This is a genomic window from Streptomyces klenkii (assembly GCF_003626645.1).
Taxonomy (GTDB): Bacteria; Actinomycetota; Actinomycetes; order Streptomycetales; family Streptomycetaceae; genus Streptomyces; species Streptomyces klenkii.
The window spans coordinates 495,776-513,640 of sequence record NZ_RBAM01000004.1; the positions used below are offsets into that span (position 1 = coordinate 495,776).

17 protein-coding genes are annotated in these 17,865 nt (G+C 71.3%); 8 read left to right on the forward strand and 9 right to left on the reverse strand.

The features are described 5' to 3' along the window. Positions 1-84: 84 nt before the first annotated feature. On the reverse strand, positions 85-2,328 hold the full coding sequence (locus D7231_RS12400; protein ID WP_120755352.1) for a transglycosylase domain-containing protein: 2,244 nt from the start codon (positions 2,326-2,328) through the stop codon (positions 85-87). Positions 2,329-2,723: 395 nt separating this feature from the next. On the opposite strand from D7231_RS12400, the gene D7231_RS12410 reads away from it, so the two are divergent. Next, positions 2,724-3,059, forward strand: coding sequence for a WhiB family transcriptional regulator (locus tag D7231_RS12410; RefSeq protein ID WP_189382430.1), 336 nt, complete (start codon positions 2,724-2,726; stop codon positions 3,057-3,059). An 18-nt stretch (positions 3,060-3,077) separates the two neighbouring features. Here the strand turns inward: D7231_RS12410 and bagB are convergent, their stop codons facing one another. After that, the gene (bagB, locus tag D7231_RS12415) at positions 3,078-4,625 is read right to left on the reverse strand and encodes an ATPase BagB (protein WP_120755598.1); all 1,548 of its coding nucleotides are present in this window, start codon (positions 4,623-4,625) and stop codon (positions 3,078-3,080) included. Between the two features lie 32 nt (positions 4,626-4,657). Then, on the reverse strand, positions 4,658-5,650 hold the full coding sequence (gene bagA, locus D7231_RS12420) for an ATPase BagA (RefSeq protein WP_120755356.1): 993 nt from the start codon (positions 5,648-5,650) through the stop codon (positions 4,658-4,660). A gap of 92 nt (positions 5,651-5,742) precedes the next feature. Here bagA and D7231_RS12425 point away from each other — a divergent pair, with 92 nt between their 5' ends. The 4 genes from D7231_RS12425 (at position 5,743) to D7231_RS12440 (ending at position 8,254) form a co-directional block, all read left to right on the forward strand. Further along, the gene (locus D7231_RS12425; protein WP_086785308.1) at positions 5,743-5,901 is read left to right on the forward strand and encodes a Sp36 family protein; all 159 of its coding nucleotides are present in this window, start codon (positions 5,743-5,745) and stop codon (positions 5,899-5,901) included. Continuing rightward, positions 5,898-6,362, forward strand: coding sequence for a RidA family protein (locus tag D7231_RS12430; protein WP_120755358.1), 465 nt, complete (start codon positions 5,898-5,900; stop codon positions 6,360-6,362). The genes D7231_RS12425 and D7231_RS12430 overlap by 4 nt, the downstream gene beginning before the upstream one ends. Before the next feature lie 174 nt (positions 6,363-6,536). Next, complete coding sequence (locus D7231_RS12435) at positions 6,537-7,424, forward strand: NUDIX hydrolase (RefSeq protein WP_120755360.1); 888 nt, start codon at positions 6,537-6,539, stop codon at positions 7,422-7,424. Next, positions 7,421-8,254, forward strand: a complete 834-nt coding sequence (locus D7231_RS12440) for an MBL fold metallo-hydrolase (protein ID WP_120755362.1) — start codon at positions 7,421-7,423, stop codon at positions 8,252-8,254. The genes D7231_RS12435 and D7231_RS12440 overlap by 4 nt, the downstream gene beginning before the upstream one ends. Before the next feature lie 177 nt (positions 8,255-8,431). Here the strand turns inward: D7231_RS12440 and D7231_RS12445 are convergent, their stop codons facing one another. After that, a complete protein-coding gene (locus tag D7231_RS12445; RefSeq protein ID WP_030367278.1) occupies positions 8,432-9,106 on the reverse strand; it encodes a Crp/Fnr family transcriptional regulator in 675 nt (224 codons plus the stop codon). A 226-nt stretch (positions 9,107-9,332) separates the two neighbouring features. Between D7231_RS12445 and nth the strand changes: the two genes are divergently transcribed. From nth to D7231_RS12460, 3 genes are all read left to right on the forward strand, one after another. Further along, positions 9,333-10,214, forward strand: a complete 882-nt coding sequence (gene nth, locus D7231_RS12450) for an endonuclease III (protein ID WP_391474123.1) — start codon at positions 9,333-9,335, stop codon at positions 10,212-10,214. Next, the gene (locus D7231_RS12455; RefSeq protein WP_120755366.1) at positions 10,211-10,894 is read left to right on the forward strand and encodes an NUDIX hydrolase; all 684 of its coding nucleotides are present in this window, start codon (positions 10,211-10,213) and stop codon (positions 10,892-10,894) included. Before nth ends, D7231_RS12455 begins: the two co-directional genes overlap by 4 nt. 81 nt (positions 10,895-10,975) lie before the next feature. Further along, positions 10,976-12,175, forward strand: a complete 1,200-nt coding sequence (locus tag D7231_RS12460) for a MarP family serine protease (protein WP_120755368.1) — start codon at positions 10,976-10,978, stop codon at positions 12,173-12,175. Positions 12,176-12,316: 141 nt separating this feature from the next. On the opposite strand, the gene D7231_RS12465 is transcribed toward D7231_RS12460, so the two are convergent. The 5 genes from D7231_RS12465 to acs all read right to left on the reverse strand — a co-directional run bounded on the left by D7231_RS12465 (position 12,317) and on the right by acs (position 17,807). Continuing rightward, complete coding sequence (locus tag D7231_RS12465; RefSeq protein WP_120755370.1) at positions 12,317-12,529, reverse strand: hypothetical protein; 213 nt, start codon at positions 12,527-12,529, stop codon at positions 12,317-12,319. 182 nt (positions 12,530-12,711) lie between these two features. Beyond that, on the reverse strand, positions 12,712-13,719 hold the full coding sequence (locus D7231_RS12470; protein ID WP_228774583.1) for an alpha/beta fold hydrolase: 1,008 nt from the start codon (positions 13,717-13,719) through the stop codon (positions 12,712-12,714). Further along, positions 13,716-14,183 carry a phage holin family protein gene (locus tag D7231_RS12475; protein WP_120755372.1) on the reverse strand — a complete coding sequence of 156 codons (468 nt, stop codon included), beginning with the start codon at positions 14,181-14,183 and terminating at the stop codon, positions 13,716-13,718. Before D7231_RS12475 ends, D7231_RS12470 begins: the two co-directional genes overlap by 4 nt. Before the next feature lie 66 nt (positions 14,184-14,249). Further along, positions 14,250-15,647: a Na+/H+ antiporter NhaA gene (gene nhaA / locus D7231_RS12480; RefSeq protein ID WP_120755373.1), complete on the reverse strand. Its 1,398-nt coding sequence runs from the start codon at positions 15,645-15,647 to the stop codon at positions 14,250-14,252. 192 nt (positions 15,648-15,839) lie between these two features. After that, positions 15,840-17,807, reverse strand: coding sequence for an acetate--CoA ligase (gene acs, locus D7231_RS12485; RefSeq protein ID WP_120755375.1), 1,968 nt, complete (start codon positions 17,805-17,807; stop codon positions 15,840-15,842). Positions 17,808-17,865 lie beyond the last annotated feature (58 nt).

Sequence of the window (17,865 nt, forward strand, 5' to 3'; positions counted from 1 at the left end):
ACACATACGAAGAAGGGGCGCCCGGACCGTTTCGGTCCGGGCGCCCCTTCTTCGTATGTGCTTGCCGGCTGTGCCTCGGACGGCTCAGCGGCCGCCGTCCTGGCCCGTCCCCGGCTGGTTGTGACGCCCGCCGTTGCCGCTGCCGCCGGTCTTGCCGTTGCTGCCGCCGTTACCCGGCTTGTTGCCACTGCCGCCCGGCTTGTTCCTGCCGTGCCCGTTGCCGGCCGTGCCGCCCTTGTCGGTGTCGCCCTTGTCGGCGTCACCGCGCTCGCCGCCGCCGACCGCCACGGTGTCGAAGGTCGGGGCCTCCTTGCCCTCCAGGGCACCGGCCATCGCGTCGCGCCAGATCGGGCCGGGGGTGTCGCCGCCGTAGACCTTGTCGTGGTACTGGCCGCCGATGGTGATGCCCTCCATCTCGACGTCCTTGCCCGGGCCGCCGACCCAGACCGCACCGGCCATGTTCGGGGTGTAGCCGACGAACCAGGCGGCCTTGCGGCCGTCCGTCGTACCGGTCTTGCCCGCGCTGTCGCGCCCGGACAGGCCCGCCTCCTTGCCCGTACCGTCCTCGACGACGCCCTTGAGGAGCGTGTTCACCGTATCGGCGGTCTGCTCGGACATGGCCCGCGAGCACTTCGTCTTCGGCACGGGCAGGCTCTTGCCGTTCGGGCCGGTGGCCGAGGTGATCAGGACCGGCGTGCAGTACGTACCGCCGTTGGCGAAGGCGGCGTAGGCGGCGGCCATGGTCAGCGGGGACATGCCCTGCGTGCCGAGCGCGATCGACGGGACCTGGTCCATGTCGGAACCGGAGGCCGGCTGGAGGCCGAGCTTCGACGCCATCTTCGTCACCGGGCAGGTGCCGATGTCACCGATCATCTGGATGAAGTAGGTGTTGACCGACTTGGCGGTCGCCTCCCGCATCCCGTACGGGCCGACCTCGCTCCGGTTCTCGTTGCTGACCGTCTCGCCGCCGGAGTTCTTCCACGTGCCGGTGCACGTGTCCACGGCGTCCGGGTAGGCCATCTGGTAGGGCGACGAGTACGTCTTGTTGGGCGAGATGCCCTCCTCCAGGGCGGCCGCCGCGAGGATCGGCTTGAAGGTGGAGCCGGTCTGGAAGCCGTAGTTCGACCCGCCCCGGTTCTTGTCGGCCGAGAGGTTGATCTGCGTCTGGTGGTCGCCGAAGCCGTACGGGCGCGACTGGCCCATGCCGAGCACCTTGCCGGTGCCGGGCTGCACGATCGAGATCGCGGTGGCCACCGGGTCGGACTGGTAGACGTGGTCGGTGATCGACTTCTGGACGGACTTCTGCGTCTGCGGGTCGAGGGTGGTGCGGATCGTCATGCCGCCCTCGTTCCAGCGCTTGGCCCGCGCCTCCTTTGTCTTGCCGAAGACCGGGTCCTTGAGGAAGACCTCGCGGACGTAGTCGCAGAAGAAGCCCGCGCCGCTGACGGCGGTGATGCAGCCGCTCTTGGGGCGGGTCACCTTCAGCTTGAGGGGCTCGGCCTTGGCGGCCGCGGCCTCCTCCGGGGTGACGGCCTTGAGCTCGGTCATGCGCTGCAACACGGTGTTGCGGCGCTTGACGGCCTCGTTCGGGGCGTTGACGGGGTCGTAGCGGCTCGGCGACTGGACGATGCCGGCCAGCATCGCCGACTCGGCCAGGGTGAGGTCCTTGGCGCGCTTGCTGAAGTACCGCTGGGAGGCGGCCTCGACGCCGTAGGACTGCTGCCCGAAGAAGGTGATGTTCAGGTAGTTGTTGAGGATCCGGTCCTTACCGAGCTCCTTCTCCACCTGAATGGCGTACTTCAGCTCCTTGACCTTGCGGCCGATGGTCTGCTGGGTGGCGACGGCGACCTTGTCGGGATCGTCGCCGGCCTCCTCGACGAAGATGTTCTTGATGTACTGCTGGGTGAGGGTGGAAGCGCCCTCGGAGACGCCGCCGGACTGAGCGTTCTTGTTGACCGCACGGAGCACGCCCTTGAGGTCGATCGCGCCGTGCTCGTAGAAGCGCGCGTCCTCGATGGCGACGATCGCCTTCCGCATGTACGGGGAGATCTCGTTCAGCGGTACGACCGTACGGTCCCGCGAGTAGACCTTGGCTATTTCGCCGCCCTCGGCATCCAGGATTGTGGTGCGCTGGCTGAGCGGTGGGGTCTTCATACTGGCCGGGATCTCATCGAACCCCTCGACGGACCCCTTGGCCACCAGGCCGAAGGCCCCGACGGCAGGCAGGGCCAGGCCCGCCAGAACCGCCCCGGAGAGCACGCTGACACCTAGGAACTTGGCGGCCATCCGGGTCCTGCTGGACCCCTCGCCCGAGCGCTTCTTACCCATGGAGGGAAGCCTACGTTCTCATTCGGCGGACAGACGCCCGTGTGTTCGCCTACGCTGTTTCACGCCAGTCACTGCGGTGTGATTCAGCATCATCTCTGCCTTCACTCTTGTGGGTGATGAGATGTGTCCGTATTGCCGTCCGTGTCACTCTCTGGGGTTTGCGACCCGGGTGACTCGCGGGTGATCTGCTCCAATATGGCGGATTAGCCGGTAATGTCGTTCGCTCACTCCGTTGGGTGATCTGCCGCGTACGCATAGTCCGTTCGGGCCATCCAAGATTGGGCCCGAAGGGGGTGTTGCCCCCTGCCCGCCTTCCGTAACGTCCTCAACTGGCAACGGTGAATATGCCGCTGCCGCCGTGGGGGAGCCCCGATTCGGGAGAGGACGGCGCCAGCATGGGCTGGGTAACCGACTGGAGTGCGCAGGCAGCCTGTCGCACTACCGATCCGGATGAACTATTCGTTCAGGGCGCTGCACAGAACAGGGCCAAGGCGGTCTGCACGGGGTGCCCGGTGCGCACCGAGTGTCTGGCCGATGCGCTGGACAACCGCGTCGAGTTCGGCGTGTGGGGCGGGATGACCGAGCGCGAGCGCAGGGCGCTGCTGCGGCGCAGGCCGACGGTCACCTCGTGGCGCAGGCTCCTGGAGACCGCCCGTACGGAATACGAGCGCGGGGCGGGGATCCTGCCGCTGGGCGACGAGGAGTACGGCGAGTACGCGGCTGTCGGGTAGCCGGATACGGTTCCAGGGTCACTCAGTTCGCTCGGCGGCGTGCGGCTGGTCCGCCGACGGAGCGGGTGAAGCGGTCGAGGCAGCCTTGGGAGCCGGGGCAGCGGGCCGGGCGGCGAGGAGCTCGCCGATCTCCCGCAGCCCCGCCAAGTCGTGCACATCGCCGGGCAAGGCGGCCACTTCCGCCACCGCCACCTCCGGGTGCAGAGAGGTGAAGCGGTCGCGCGTACGACGCTCGCGGTCGAGCACCTGCATACGCTCGGCGTGCAGCCGCAGCAGCCCTGCTGCCGTCCTGGACGCGTCACTCTCCGACCTGGACGCATCGTTGTCCGAGGCCGAAGCGTCGCTCGATTCTCCCGAAGATGCCGGCTGGGGGAGGCCGCTCTCGGGGGAGGACGGAGAGGACGGGGCTGTGGGAGCGTCGGTGCCTGCGACGCGGGCGGTACGTGACCCAGCTTGCCCGCTGTCACGATCCACAATGCCGTCGGCGGCAAGATTTTCCGATGTTCCTGCCGGGGTCGCCTCTGGAGCCTTCTCCGAAGCCGTCTCCGGGGCCCCCGCCGAGTCGTCCGCCGGCGCGTTCGCCGCTCCGTCCACCGACCCGTCCGTGAGCCCCTCGGACAGGGCCTCCGCCGCGGCCAGCGCCCGCTCCGCCGTCAGCTGGTCGGCCGCGCTTCCGTGCACCCGGTTGAGGACGAGGCCCGCCAGCGGCATGCGCTCCGCGGCCAGCCGCTCCACGAAGTACGCCGCCTCCCGCAGCGCGTCCCGCTCGGGCGCCGCGACGACCAGGAAGGCCGTCCCGGGGGCCTGAAGCAGCCGGTACGTGGCATCCGCGCGGGTGCGGAATCCGCCGAACATGGTGTCCATGGCGGCCACGAACGTCTGGACGTCCCGCAGGAGCTGGGCGCCCATCAGCTTGTTCAGCGGCCCGCTCATCACGGACATGCCGACGCCCAGGAACTTCATCCCGGCCCGCCCGCCGAGCTTCGCCGGCGCGACCAGCAGCTTGATCAGCTTGCCGTCCAGGAACGACCCCAGCCGCCCGGGAGCGTCCAGGAAGTCGAGCGCGGAGCGGCTCGGCGGGGTGTCCACGACGATCAGGTCCCACTCGTCGCGGGAGCGGAGCTGGCCGAGCTTCTCCATGGCCATGTACTCCTGCGTGCCGGCGAAGCCGGCCGACAGGGACTGGTAGAAGGGGTTCTCCAGGATCGCCCGGGCGCGCTCCTTGTCGGAGTGCGCCTCCACGATCTCGTCGAAGGTCCGCTTCATGTCGAGCATCATGGCGTGCAGCTCGCCACCGGCGGACGAGTCGATGCCGGGCACCCGGCGGGGCACGTTGTCGAGCTCCTCGATGCCCATCGACTGCGCCAGCCTGCGCGCCGGGTCGATCGTCAGGACGACGACCTTCCGGCCGCGCTCCGCGGCCCGCACGCCGAGGGCCGCCGCGGTCGTCGTCTTGCCGACGCCGCCGGAGCCGCAGCACACCACGATGCGGGTGCGGGGGTTGTCCAGGACGGGGTCGATGGCGAGGACGGAGGCGGTGTCGAGGCCCTTCCGCTGGGCGGGCACCTGGGCGGGTGCCTGGGCCGGCACTTCTGCTGTCAACGCGCCACTCCTTGCTTCCGCAGTTCGCGTGCCATGCGGTAGAGCCCCGCCAGGTCAACGCCGTCGCCGAGCAGTTCCAGTTCGTACGTGGGCAGGCCGAGCGCCGCAATGCCGGCGCGCCCGCGCTCCTCCAGGGCGAGCCGCTCGATGTGCTCACGGGCCTCGGTCAGCAGGGGGTCGACGAGCTGCTCGGCGAGGCCGGGGCTGCGCGCGCCGCCGAAACCGGTGCGCTCCAGGGCGTGCGACAGGGCGTGTGCGACGGCGGTCCGCCGGCCGTTCGCGGCAGCCTCCACGTCCGCCGCGTCCAATATCTCCGGCCGCACCATATTGATGACGACACCGCCCACGGGCAGGCCCGCCGCACGGAGCTCCGCAACGCCGTCACTCGTCTCCTGGACGGGCATCTCCTCCAGCAGCGTCACGAAGTGCACGGCCGTCTCCGGCGACTTGAGCACCCGCATGACGGCCTGCGCCTGGTTGTGGATCGGGCCGATCCGGGCGAGCCCGGCCACCTCGTCGTTCACGTTGAGGAAGCGGGTGATGCGGCCGGTGGGCGGGGCGTCCATGACCACGTGGTCGTAGACGAAGCGGCCCGTGCGGTCCTTGCGGCGCACCGCCTCGCAGGCTTTGCCGGTCAGCAGGACATCGCGCAGCCCGGGCGCGATGGTTGTCGCAAAATCGATGGCGCCGATCTTCCGCAGCGCCCGCCCCGCACTGCCGAGCTTGTAGAACATGTGCAGGTAATCGAGGAGCGCCCGCTCGGCGTCGATGGCCAGAGCGAAGACCTCGCCCCCGCCCGGCGCCACCGCGATCTTGCGCTCCTCGTACGGCAGCGCCTCCGTCTCGAACAGCTGGGCTATGCCCTGACGGCCTTCCACCTCCACCAGGAGAGTGCGCTTGCCCTCGGCGGCGAGGGCAAGCGCGAGTGCCGCGGCGACCGTGGTCTTGCCGGTTCCGCCCTTGCCGCTGACGACATGGAGCCTGCTCATGAATTGGAGCCTAATTCGTCGGCAACGCCCTTGTGGCGCCAGGTGGCGACATGAGGTCATTCGCTGTCGGCGGGAGGCATTACAGTCGGCCTATGACCAAATGGGAATACGCCACCGTGCCGCTGCTCGTGCACGCGACCAAGCAGATCCTGGACACCTGGGGCGAGGACGGCTGGGAGCTCGTCCAGGTCGTCCCGGGGCCGAACAACCCCGAGCAGCTGGTGGCCTACCTCAAGCGGCCGAAGCCGTGAGCGCCGTCGAGAGCCGGCTCGCCGAGCTCGGGCTGACCCTTCCCGACGTCGTGCCGCCGCTGGCCGCGTACCAGCCGGCCGTGCGCTCCGGCGCGTACGTCTACACCGCCGGTCAGCTGCCCATGGTCAAGGGCTCCATCCCGGTGACGGGCAAGGTCGGCGCCGAGGTCAGCGCCGAGCAGGCCAAGGAGCTCGCGGCCACGTGCGCGCTGAACGCCCTGGCGGCGGTCAAGTCGGTCATCGGCGACCTGGACAAGATCGTCCGCGTGGTGAAGGTCGTCGGCTTCGTCGCCTCCGCCCCCGACTTCACCGGCCAGCCGGGCGTCCTCAACGGCGCCAGCGAGCTGCTCGGCGAGGTGCTCGGCGAGAAGGGCGTGCACGCCCGCTCGGCCGTGGGCGTCGCGGTGCTGCCGCTGGACGCGCCGGTCGAGGTCGAGATCATCGTCGAGGTCCAGGCCTGAACGCAGGTCCGGGCCCGAGTCGGGGCCCGGCCTGAGTCGGCTCCGGGGCCGGAGAGGGTCCGGGCAGGGCCTGAGCCCGGCCCGGGCCGTCAGCGCTGCCGTGCAGCTGCTTGCCCCTTCGAAGCAGCTCCTGGTCCTCTCGAACATCCGCCCGTGAGCGCATAGCATCCGGCCATGTCGACTTCGAACGGCCAGTGGTATCCGCCGGAGTGGCCGGACCGGATCAGAGCGCTCACGCGGGGCGAGCTCGACCCCGTACGCCCCCGCCGCGCCGCGACCGTCCTGCTGCTGCGCGACGGAGCCGGCGGCCCCGCCGTCCACATGCTGCGCAGACGCGCCTCCATGGCCTTCGCCGGAGGCGCGTACGCGTATCCGGGCGGCTCCGTCGACCCGCGCGACGAGCGGGACGTGCCCTGGGCCGGCCCCGCCCCCGCCGACTGGGCCCGCCGCCTGGGCGTCGACGCGGCCTCCGCACAGGCCATCGTGTGCGCCGCCGTCCGGGAGACCTTCGAGGAGGCGGGGGTGCTGCTCGCGGGCCCCACCCCCGGCACGGTCGTCGCGGACACCACCGGGCCCGAGTGGGAGGCCGAGCGGGCCGCCCTCGTCAGCCGCGAGCTGGCGTTCGCCGACTTCCTCGTACGGCGCGGCCTGCTCCTGCGCAGCGACCTCCTGGGCGGCTGGGCGCGCTGGATCACGCCCGAGTTCGAACCGCGCCGCTACGACACCTGGTTCTTCGTCGCCGCCCTCCCCGAGGGACAGCGCACGCGCAACGCCTCCACGGAAGCGGACCGGACCGTGTGGATCCGTCCCGCCGAGGCGGCCGACGGCTTCGACCGCGGCGAGCTGCTGATGATGCCGCCCACCATCTCCACGCTGCGCCAGCTGCGCCCGTACGGCAGTGCCGCCGCTGCCCTGGCCGCCGCGCGTGACAGGGATCTCACCCCCGTCCTGGCCAGAGCGCGGCTCGAAGACGGGGAGATCGTGCTGAGCTGGCCCGGACACGACGAATTCACCCGGCACGTCGCCATGAAACCCTCGGGACCTTCGGAGGCCGACTCATGACATCCGCGACCGAACTCCCCGGCCGGCCCCGCGCAGGGGCCCTCGGCGGCCCCGCGACCGCCCGTGCGACCTGTGTCCTCGCGCCCAACCCGTCCCCGATGACGCTCGACGGCACCAACACCTGGATCGTCGCCGAACCGGACTCCGACCTCGCCGTCGTCATCGACCCCGGGCCGCTGGACGAGACCCACCTACAGGCCGTCATCTCGACCGCCGAGGCGGCCGGAAAGCGCATCGCCCTCACTCTGCTCACGCACGGCCACCCCGACCACTCCGGCGGGGCGGCCCGCTTCGCCGAGCTGACCGGCACGCACGTACGGGCCCTCGATCCGGCGCTGCGCCTGGGCGGCGAGGGCCTCGGCATCGGTGACGTGGTCACCACCGGCGGGCTGGAGCTGCATGTGCTCTCCACGCCCGGCCACACCGCCGACTCGCTCTGCTTCCACCTGCCCGCCGACGGGGCGCTGTTCACCGGCGACACGGTGCTGGGCCGCGGCACGACCGTCGTCGCCCATCCCGAGGGCCGGCTCGGCGACTACCTCGACTCGCTGCGCCGCCTGCGCGCGCTGACCGTGGACGAGGGCGTGGGGACGGTGCTGCCGGGCCACGGCCCGGTGCTCGACGACGCGTGCGGCGCCGTCGACTTCTACCTCGTGCACCGGGCGAAGCGGCTCGCGCAGGTGGAGACCGCCGTGGAGAACGGTTTCCGCACGCCGGCGGAGGTGGTCGCCCACGTCTACGCGGACGTCGATCAGTCGCTGTGGCCGGCCGCGGAGCTGTCCGTACGGGCGCAGCTGGAGTACCTGGGGGAGCACGGGCTGATCCAGTGAGCGGAGGCGCCCCGTGCCGCCCCCTCCGTACCGCCCGTGTCGAGCACATGAGGCGGGCATGCCGAAGGCCCCTGCCGTTCCCGGCAGGGGCCTTCCGAGCTTGTGGGCGCGCCTGAGGGCGCTCCCGTCATGCCGCGCGCCCCGGGCGTGCGGCGCGCACGCCCGGCACGGCAGACGTCAGCGGGAGCGCTTCGCGAGCCGCTCCACGTCGAGGAGGATCACCGCACGGGCCTCCAGGCGCAGCCAGCCGCGGCCGGCGAAGTCGGCGAGGGCCTTGTTGACCGTCTCGCGGGAGGCGCCGACGAGCTGGGCCAGCTCCTCCTGGGTGAGGTCGTGCACCACGTGGATGCCTTCCTCGGACTGCACGCCGAAGCGGCGCGACAGGTCCAGCAGGGCCTTGGCGACGCGGCCGGGGACGTCCGAGAAGACGAGGTCCGACATCGAGTCGTTGGTGCGGCGCAGCCGGCGGGCGACGGCGCGCAGCAGCGCGGTGGCCACCTCGGGCCGGGCGTTGAGCCAGGGCTGGAGGTCGCCGTGGCCGAGGCCGAGCAGCTTGACCTCGGTGAGGGCGGTGGCGGTGGCGGTGCGCGGCCCGGGGTCGAAGAGCGACAGCTCTCCGATGAGCTCACCCGGACCCAGGACGGCCAGCATGTTCTCGCGGCCGTCGGGGGAGGTGCGGTGGAGCTTCACCTTGCCCTCGGTCACCACGTAGAGGCGGTCGCCGGGGTCCCCTTCGTGGAACAGGGCGTCGCCCCTCGCGAGGGTAGCCTCGCCCATGGAGGCGCGCAGCTCAGCGGCCTGCTCGTCATCGAGCGCCGCGAAAAGCGGGGCGCGCCGCAGAACGTCGTCCACGAGTTCTCTCCTTGTCGACATGCACAGAGGACCGTGGTCCCCATGATGCCCGTCGGTAAAACTGTGTGATCAAACACAAGTGTCGCGCATCGTCGCCCGAAGCCCTACGGCAGGGGTCCGATTGGGCTGTGGTTTTTCTGCGCGAGGGCCGGATGTCAGTGGTGGGCCTTAGTCTGGCCGGGTGTCCAATACGCCGGTGAGAGCACAGGGCAAGGGGGCCGGAAGGGTGACTCCGCCTCGTAATTCCGCTGTGGGCGAACGCGCGCCTGCGGGGGCGGCGAAAGCCGCAAATAAGGCCAAAAAGGAAAGCGGAAGCCCATCTTCCGTAAAGGCGGCAAAGCAGGAGTCCCGCACCGCCCTCGTCCGTCGCGCCCGCCGCATCAACCGCGAGCTCGCCGAGGTCTATCCGTACGCCCACCCCGAGCTCGACTTCGAGAATCCCTTCGAGCTCCTGGTCGCCACGGTCCTCTCCGCCCAGACGACGGACCTGCGCGTCAACCAGACCACTCCCGCCCTCTTCGCCGCCTACCCCACGCCCGAGGACATGGCGGCGGCCGATCCCGAGGCGCTGGAGCAGATCATCCGGCCCACGGGCTTCTTCCGCGCCAAGGCCAAGTCGCTCATCGGCCTGTCCACCGCGATCCGCGACCGCTTCGGCGGCGAGGTGCCCGGCCGCATAGAGGACCTCGTCTCCCTGCCCGGCGTCGGCCGCAAGACCGCCCACGTCGTCCTCGGCAATGCCTTCGGCAGGCCTGGGATCACTGTGGACACCCACTTCGGGCGGCTCGTGCGGCGCTGGAAGTGGACCGAGGCCACCGACCCGGAGAAGGTCGAGGCGGAGATCTGCGCGCTCTTCCCCAAGAGCGAGTGGACCATGCTCTCGCACCGCGTCATCTTCCACGGCCGCCGCATCTGCCACTCTCGCAAGCCCGCCTGCGGCGCCTGCCCGATCGCCCCGCTCTGCCCCTCGTACGGCGAGGGGGAGACCGATCCCGAGAAGGCCAAGAAGCTCCTGAAGTACGAGAAGGGCGGCAAGCCCGGCCAGCGGCTCAAGCCCCCGCCCGACTACCCGGGCCTGCCGGCCCCGCCGCTGGGAGGCGACGCATGACGAGCACGTACGGCCGAGGGGCCGCGGTCACCGCCGAGGGCCTGCCCGGGTGGCTGGAGCCGGTGGCGCGCGCCTCGGAGACGATCGAGCCCCACCAGCTCAGCCGCTTCCTGCCGCCGGAGACCGGCGGCCGGCAGTCCGCCGTGCTCGTCCTCTTCGGCGACGGCCCCAAGGGCCCGGAGCTGCTCCTCCTGGAGCGGGCCGGGACGCTGCGCTCGCACGCCGGGCAGCCGTCCTTCCCCGGCGGCGCCCTCGACCCGGAGGACGGCGACCCCGCCTCCGGCGGGCTCGTGCGCGCCGCGCTGCGCGAGGCGGAGGAGGAGACCGGCCTCGACCCCGCGGGCGTCCAGATCTTCGGCGTCCTGCCGCAGCTGTACATCCCGGTGAGCAAATTCGTCGTCACGCCCGTGCTCGGCTGGTGGCGCGAGCCCACCCCCGTGAAGCCGGTCGACAAGGCCGAGACCGCCCGCGTCTTCACCGTGCCCGTCGCCGACCTGACCGACCCGGAGAACCGGGCGACCGCGATACATCCGAGCGGCCACACCGGCCCCGCCTTCAAGGTCGAGAACGCCCTCGTGTGGGGGTTCACCGCCGGTGTGATCGACCGGATCCTGCACTACGCGGGCTGGGAGCGCCCCTGGGACCGCGATCGGCAGGTACCGCTGGACCAGCGGGCCTGACGGGCATGAGACGGTGATCCCGGCTCCCGCCGTCCCCCGGGCCGGCGACACCGCAGACGACATCATTGCGAGGCATTCCCGGTGAACGTGCTGGACATCGTGCTGCTGATCGCCGCCGTGTGGTTCGCCGTTGTCGGCTACCGCCAGGGCTTCGTGGTCGGCGTGCTGTCGGTGATCGGATTCATCGGCGGCGGCCTCGTAGCGGTGTACCTCCTGCCCGTCATCTGGGACAGCGCCACCGGAGACGCCACCCCCGGCATGGCCGCCGCCATAGCGGCCGTCGTCATCGTCATCGTGTGCGCCTCCGTGGGCCAGGCCGCCACCACCCACCTGGGCAACAAGCTCCGCCGGCACATCACCTGGTCACCGGCCCGCGCCCTGGACGCCACGGGCGGCGCGCTCGTCAACGTCCTGGCGATGCTGCTGGTGGCCTGGCTGATCGGCTCCGCCCTCGCCGGCACGTCCCTGCCGACGCTCGGCAAGGAGGTCCGCAACTCCAAGGTGCTGCTCGGCGTCGCCCGGGTCGTGCCCCCGCAGGCCAACACCTGGTTCGCCGACTTCAGCACGGTCCTCGCGCAGAACGGCTTCCCGCAGGTCTTCGCGCCCTTCTCCACCGAGCCGATCACCAACGTGCCCGCCCCCGACCCCGCGCTCGCGGGCAGCCCCGTCGCCACCGACGCCCAGCGCAGCATCGTCAAGGTCGTCGGCACCGCACCCAGCTGCGGCAAGGTCCTGGAGGGCACCGGCTTCGTCTTCGCCCCGCAGCGCGTGATGACCAACGCCCACGTCGTCGGCGGCGTCGACGAGCCGACCGTGCAGGTCGGCGGCCAGGGCAGGCAGTACGAGGCGAAGGTCGTCCTCTACGACTGGAAGCGCGACATCGCCGTGCTGGAGGTGCCGGACCTGGAGGCGCCCGAGCTGCGCTTCGCCGAGGCCGACGCCGAGAGCGGCAAGGGCGCCATCGTGGCCGGATTCCCGGAGAACGGCTCCTACGACGTGCGCGCCGCGCGGGTCCGCAGCCGCGTCCAGGCGAACGGCCCGGACATCTACCGCCGCGGCAACGTCCGCCGCGACGTCTACTCGCTCTACACGATCGTCCGCCAGGGCAACTCCGGCGGGCCCCTGCTCACGCCGGACGGCCGGGTCTACGGAGTGGTCTTCGCCAAGTCCCTCGACGATGCCGAGACGGGCTACGCCCTGACCGCGGACGAGGTGCGCGGCGACGCCGTCAGCGGCCGCAGGGCTACCGAGCGGGTCAACACCCAGGGCTGCGCCCTCTGAGCCTTCCCTCAGGCCCTTCCAGGGGCCTGCCGGGATCCTTGCTGGGGCCCGGCCGTGCGCCGCACGGGCCGGCCGGACGCCGAGCCCGGCGGGTCAGGGGGCGCTGCGCCGGGCAAGTCAGCGGGCGCTGTTCCGGTCGCGTCAGCGGCTGCGCGGGTGATGGCGCAGCCGCGCCGACACCCATCGGGCGCGGCGCCGGATGATGCGCGGAATGCCGATGCGCGGATCGTGCCCGGCGGATGGCCGGTGCTCGCCCCTCCCGGCCCTCTCCGGCATCTCGCTCACGATCAGCGCGGCGTCGCCCTCGGCGCCCCGCTCCTGAGTCACGTCACGGTAGTCGTGCGTCCAGCCCATACCGTGCTCTGTGCCCGGGCCGAAAGGTCGGTAATCGCCCGGGGGTCGCTCAATCGGCCTATGCGCCGGGCAATTGGCCGTTCGAAGAACGGACGTTCCCCTTCGGTTTACGGAGCGTGGCCCGTCCGCCGCCCGCCCGGCCCGTAGGCTTTCAGCCGGGTCCCGGCGGCTCGTTCCGGACCCTAGCGGTCCGGTTCCGGATCCTTGAGCCAATTGATCAGCTCGGTCGAGAACGCCGCCGGGTCCTCCTCATGGGGGAAGTGGCCCAGACCGTCGAACAGCCGCCAGCGGTACGGCGCCTCCACGTACTCACCGGAGCCCGCGGCGCTCCGCGTGCGCATCACCGGATCGAGGGAACCGTGCAGGTGCAGCGTGGGCACCCGTACGGGCCGCTTCATGCGCCGGTTGAACTGGATGCCGTCCGGCCGCGCCATCGACCGCACCATCCAGCGGTACGGCTCGATCGAACAGTGCGCCGTCGACGGGATGGACATCGCCCGGCGGTACGTCTCCACGGCCTCGTCGTCCGGCTGCCGCGGCCCCGACCACTCGCGCACCAGCCGCCCGGCCAGCGCCGCGTCGTCGGCGACCAGCCGGCGCTCCGGGATCCACGGCCGCTGGAAGCCCCAGATGTGGCTGCTCGCCGAGCTCTGCCGGGGGTCGGCGAGCATCGCCGAACGCCAGCGGCGCGGGTGCGGCATGGAGGACACCGCGAGCCTGCGCACCAGCTTGGGCCGCATCACGGCCGCCGTCCACGCCAGGTAGCCGCCGAGGTCGTGGCCGACCAGGGCCGCGTCCGGCTCGCCCAGGGAACGGATCACGCCGGTGATGTCGAGGGCCAGGTTGGCCGGGTCGTAGCCCCGCGGCGTGCGGTCACTGCCGCCCACCCCGCGCAGATCCATGGCCACGGCCCGGAACCCCGCCCCGGCGAGCGCCGGCAGCTGGTGCCGCCACGTCCACCAGAACTGCGGGAAGCCGTGCAGCAGCAGCACCAGCGGCCCGTCGCCCATCTCGGCGATGTGGAACCGCGCGCCGTTCGCCGCGACGTCCCGGTGGACCCAGGGACCCTCGGGCCGGACGACCGACGTGGCGGGACCGCCCGGGGTGCCCGTCGGGACGGGCCCCGGCACGGCGGCCGGAACGGCGGGATCGGGCGGCGAGGTCGCTGCGGAGGTATCGGGCACCGTCATACGGTCGAGCGTGTCACAGATGCGTCCGCGGGGCTCGTGTCGGTCAGCGGGCGCGGGTGCGGCTTGACGGTGCCCAGCACGGCCGCCGTCTGCTTCGCCGACGCGATGCTCTTCTCCGGCTTGCTGACCTTCTTGAACTTGGCCACCGCCAGCAGCCCGAGCAGCGCCGCGATCAGCAGGAACGCACCGCCGACGATCAGGAACGACCAGGCGAGCCCGAGGCCGAGGTTGTGGATGCCGAACGCGGCCGCGAAGCTCAGCACGGGCAGCGAGAAAAGCGCGAGCGTGCCGGCCGCGGCGATCGCGCCACCGCCGATGCCGACGCGCTTGGCGTCCTGCCGCAGCTCGGCCTTGGCCAGTGCGATCTCGTCGTGCACCAGCGCGGACAGCTCGGTGGTGGCCGTAGCCACCAGCTGGCCGAGAGTGCGGTTGGCACCGTTCGCACCGTCGTCGGCTGCGCTCATCGGCTGCTCCCTCATCTTCGTCGCCACGTCATCCGCGGGCTTTCGGCGGATGTAAAGACTCTCAGATCATGCCGGACCATCGTCGCCGGTGGTGCCCCTGGAGACGACTTCGGCCAGCCTGCGGTGCTCGGCGGCCTTCGCCTCGAGGATCGCCGCCATCCGCAGGTGGTAGTCCGGGTTGCCCTGCTCGTAGATGTCGGGGATGCCGTCGTCGTCCTCGTCGCGGTCCTCGTCCGCGCACAGCTTCTTGTACTTGTTGTCGCGCAGTTTGAGCAGCACGCTCGCGCAGACCGCGGCGATCAGCGAGCCGACGAGCACGGCCGCCTTGACTTCGTCCGCCAGCAGCAGGTCGGTGCCGAAGGCCAGCTCGCCGATGAGCAGCGACACCGTGAAGCCGATGCCCGCGAGCGAGGCGACGGCGAGCACGTCGGGCCACTTCAGGTCGGGGTTGAGCTCGGCCCGGGTGAACCGGGCGGCGAGCCACGTCCCGCCGAACACGCCGATCGTCTTGCCGACCACCAGGCCGAGGACGACGCCCAGCGTCTCGGGCTTGGTGAAGACGTCCGACAGGGCACCGCCGGAGACCACCACGCCCGCCGAGAACAGGGCGAAGAGCGGCACCGCCAGCCCCGCCGAGAGGGGGCGCACGAGGTGCTCGATGTGCTCCCCGGGAGAGTGCCGCTCGCCCTCGCGGCGGTGGCAGCGCAGCATCAGGCCCATGGCCACGCCCGCGATGGTCGCGTGGACGCCGCTGTTGTACATCAGCGCCCAGTTGACGACGGCCAGCGGCACGTACACGTACCAGCCGCGGACGCCCTTGCGGAGCAGCAGCCAGAAGACGACCAGGCCCAGCACGGCGAAGCCCAGGGCGGCGAAGTTCAGGTTCTGGGTGAAGAAGACCGCGATGATCAGGATCGCGAACAGGTCGTCGACGACGGCCAGGGTGAGCAGGAACGCGCGCAGCGCCGACGGCAGCGCCGTGCCGATGACGGCCAGGACGGCCAGGGCGAAGGCGATGTCGGTGGCGGTGGGCACCGCCCAGCCGGCCGTCGAGCCGTTGCCGCTCGTCACGACGGTGAAGTAGACGAGCGCGGGCACGGCCATGCCGCAGATCGCGGCGATGACGGGCAGCAGCGCCGCCTTGGGGTCGCGCAGCTCACCGGCGACCAGCTCGCGCTTGAGTTCGATGCCCGCGACGAAGAAGAAGACGGCGAGCAGGCCGTCGGCCGCCCAGTGCTGGACGGAGAGGTCCAGCCCCAGCGAGCCCGGCCCGAAGTGGAAGTCGCGCACGGCCTCGTAGCTGTCGCGCAGCGGGGTGTTCGCCCAGATCAGGGCGGCGACGGCGGCGACCAGCAGAAGCACACCGCCCACGGTCTCGGTACGCAGGGCGTCGGCGAGGAAGTTCCGCTCGGGCAGCGGCAACCGGCCGAGGAAGACGGAGCGGCGGTTCTTGGGCGCGGCCACGGCGGGGGACCTCCAGGGTCATCGGATACACGTGTGCTGTGTGCCGACCAGACTTCCCGGCGCGCCCTTGATTCTTGTCGCATTTTTTACGCGACCACTCCTTACCTTAACCGGAACGAGTGAAGCGCAACGAGCGGAAGGGCGCCCGGCCGCTGCCGGACGCCCTTCCGCTCGGGGTTACTGCTGCCGCGGTCAGCCCTCGCTGGAGGCTGCGGGGAGCTGGGACTGGATGAGGTCCATGACCGAGGAGTCGGTCAGGGTGGTGACGTCGCCGAGGGTGCGGTGCTCGGCGACGTCGCGCAGGAGGCGGCGCATGATCTTGCCGGAGCGGGTCTTGGGCAGCTCGGCCACGGGGAGGATCCGCTTGGGCTTGGCGATCGGGCCCAGCTGCTTGGCGACGTGCGCCCGCAGCTCCTCGACCAGGCCCTCCTCCGTGGCGTCGGCGCCGCCGCGCAGGATGACGAAGGCGCAGATCGCCTGGGTGGTCTGCGGGTCCGTCGCGCCGACGACCGCCGCCTCGGCGACCTTCGGGTGCGAGACCAGCGCGGACTCGACCTCGGTGGTGGAGATGTTGTGGCCCGAGACGAGCATGACGTCGTCCACCCGGCCGAGCAGCCAGATGTCGCCGTCGTCGTCCTTCTTGGCGCCGTCGCCCGCGAAGTACTTGCCCTCGAAGCGGGACCAGTACGTGTCGAGGTAGCGCTGGTCGTCGCCCCAGATGGTGCGGAGCATCGACGGCCACGGCTCGGTCAGGACGAGATAGCCGCCGGCGCCGTCGGGCACCTCGCGGGCCTCGTCGTCCACGACCGTGGCCGCGATGCCGGGGAGCGGAACCTGGGCCGAGCCGGGCTTGGTCTCGGTGACCCCGGGCAGCGGGCTGATCATCATGCCGCCCGTCTCGGTCTGCCACCAGGTGTCGACCACCGGGGTGCGGTCGCCGCCGATGTGCTTGCGGTACCAGACCCAGGCCTCGGGGTTGATGGGCTCGCCGACCGAGCCGAGGATGCGCAGGCTGCTCAGGTCGAACTTGGCCGGGATGTCGTCGCCCCACTTCATGGCGGCGCGGATCGCGGTCGGCGCGGTGTAGAGGATGGTGACGCCGTACTTCTGCACGATCTCCCACCAGCGCCCCTGGTGGGGGCTGTCGGGGGTGCCCTCGTAGAGCACTTCGGTGGCGCCGTTGCTGAGGGGGCCGTAGACGATGTACGAGTGGCCGGTCACCCAGCCGACGTCGGCGGTGCACCAGAACACGTCCGACTCGGGCTTGAGGTCGAAGACGGCGTGGTGGGTGTACGACACCTGGGTCAGATAGCCGCCCGTGGTGTGCAGGATGCCCTTCGGCTTCCCCGTGGTGCCCGAGGTGTAGAGGATGAAGAGCGGGTGCTCGGCGTCGAACGCCTGCGGTGTGTGCTCCTCGGGCTGGCGCTCGACGAGCTCGTGCCACCACACGTCACGGCCCTCGGTCCAGCCGATGCCCTCCTGGCCCGTGCGGCGGACGACGAGGACGCTGCGGACGCTCGAAGTGCCGGGGCGGGTGAGGGCCTCGTCCACGGCGGGCTTCAGGGCGGAGGGCTTGCCGCGGCGGTAGCCGCCGTCGGCGGTGATGACGACGCGGGCGTCGGCGTCGTTGATGCGCGTGGCGAGGGCGTCGGCGGAGAAGCCGCCGAAGACCAGCGAGTGCGGCGCGCCGAGCCGGGCGCAGGCGAGCATCGCCACGACGGCCTCGGGGATCATCGGCAGGTAGATGGCGACGCGGTCGCCCGCCTGTACGCCCAGCTCGGTCAGGGCGTGGGCCGCCTTGGAGACCTCGCGCTGGAGCTCGGCGTAGGTGATGGTGCGGGTGTCGCCCGGCTCGCCCTCGAAGTGGATGGCCACCCGGTCGCCCAGGCCGTTCTCCACATGGCGGTCGACGCAGTTGTACGCGACGTTGAGCCGGCCGTCGGCGAACCACTTCGCGAACGGCGGGTTCGACCAGTCGAGGACTTCGGTGGGCTCGGTCTCCCAGGTCAGGCGGCGGGCCTGCGCGGCCCAGAAGCCCAGCCGGTCAGCCTTCGCCTGCTCGTACGCCTCCGCGGTGACATTGGCGCTCGCGGCCAGTGCGGCAGGCGGTGCGAAGCGGCGCTCCTCCTTCAGGAGGTTGGCCAGGCTCTCGTTACTCACGACATCTCCCTTTCTCAGGGTGCCCGTTGGGTGACCGTGCTGTGCCCGTGGGTGCCCG

What these genes read in the sequence shown, in the direction of transcription:
- D7231_RS12400 (WP_120755352.1), bottom strand. Translation starts at nt 2,328, where the DNA reads ATGGGTAAGAAGCGCTCGGGCGAGGGGTCCAGCAGGACCCGGATGGCC.
- D7231_RS12410 (WP_189382430.1), top strand. Translation starts at nt 2,724, where the DNA reads ATGGGCTGGGTAACCGACTGGAGTGCGCAGGCAGCCTGTCGCACTACC.
- bagA (WP_120755356.1), bottom strand. Translation starts at nt 5,650, where the DNA reads ATGAGCAGGCTCCATGTCGTCAGCGGCAAGGGCGGAACCGGCAAGACC.
- D7231_RS12425 (WP_086785308.1), top strand. Translation starts at nt 5,743, where the DNA reads ATGACCAAATGGGAATACGCCACCGTGCCGCTGCTCGTGCACGCGACC.
- D7231_RS12435 (WP_120755360.1), top strand. Translation starts at nt 6,537, where the DNA reads ATGTCGACTTCGAACGGCCAGTGGTATCCGCCGGAGTGGCCGGACCGG.
- D7231_RS12440 (WP_120755362.1), top strand. Translation starts at nt 7,421, where the DNA reads ATGACATCCGCGACCGAACTCCCCGGCCGGCCCCGCGCAGGGGCCCTC.
- D7231_RS12455 (WP_120755366.1), top strand. Translation starts at nt 10,211, where the DNA reads ATGACGAGCACGTACGGCCGAGGGGCCGCGGTCACCGCCGAGGGCCTG.
- D7231_RS12465 (WP_120755370.1), bottom strand. Translation starts at nt 12,529, where the DNA reads ATGGGCTGGACGCACGACTACCGTGACGTGACTCAGGAGCGGGGCGCC.
- D7231_RS12470 (WP_228774583.1), bottom strand. Translation starts at nt 13,719, where the DNA reads ATGACGGTGCCCGATACCTCCGCAGCGACCTCGCCGCCCGATCCCGCC.
- D7231_RS12475 (WP_120755372.1), bottom strand. Translation starts at nt 14,183, where the DNA reads ATGAGCGCAGCCGACGACGGTGCGAACGGTGCCAACCGCACTCTCGGC.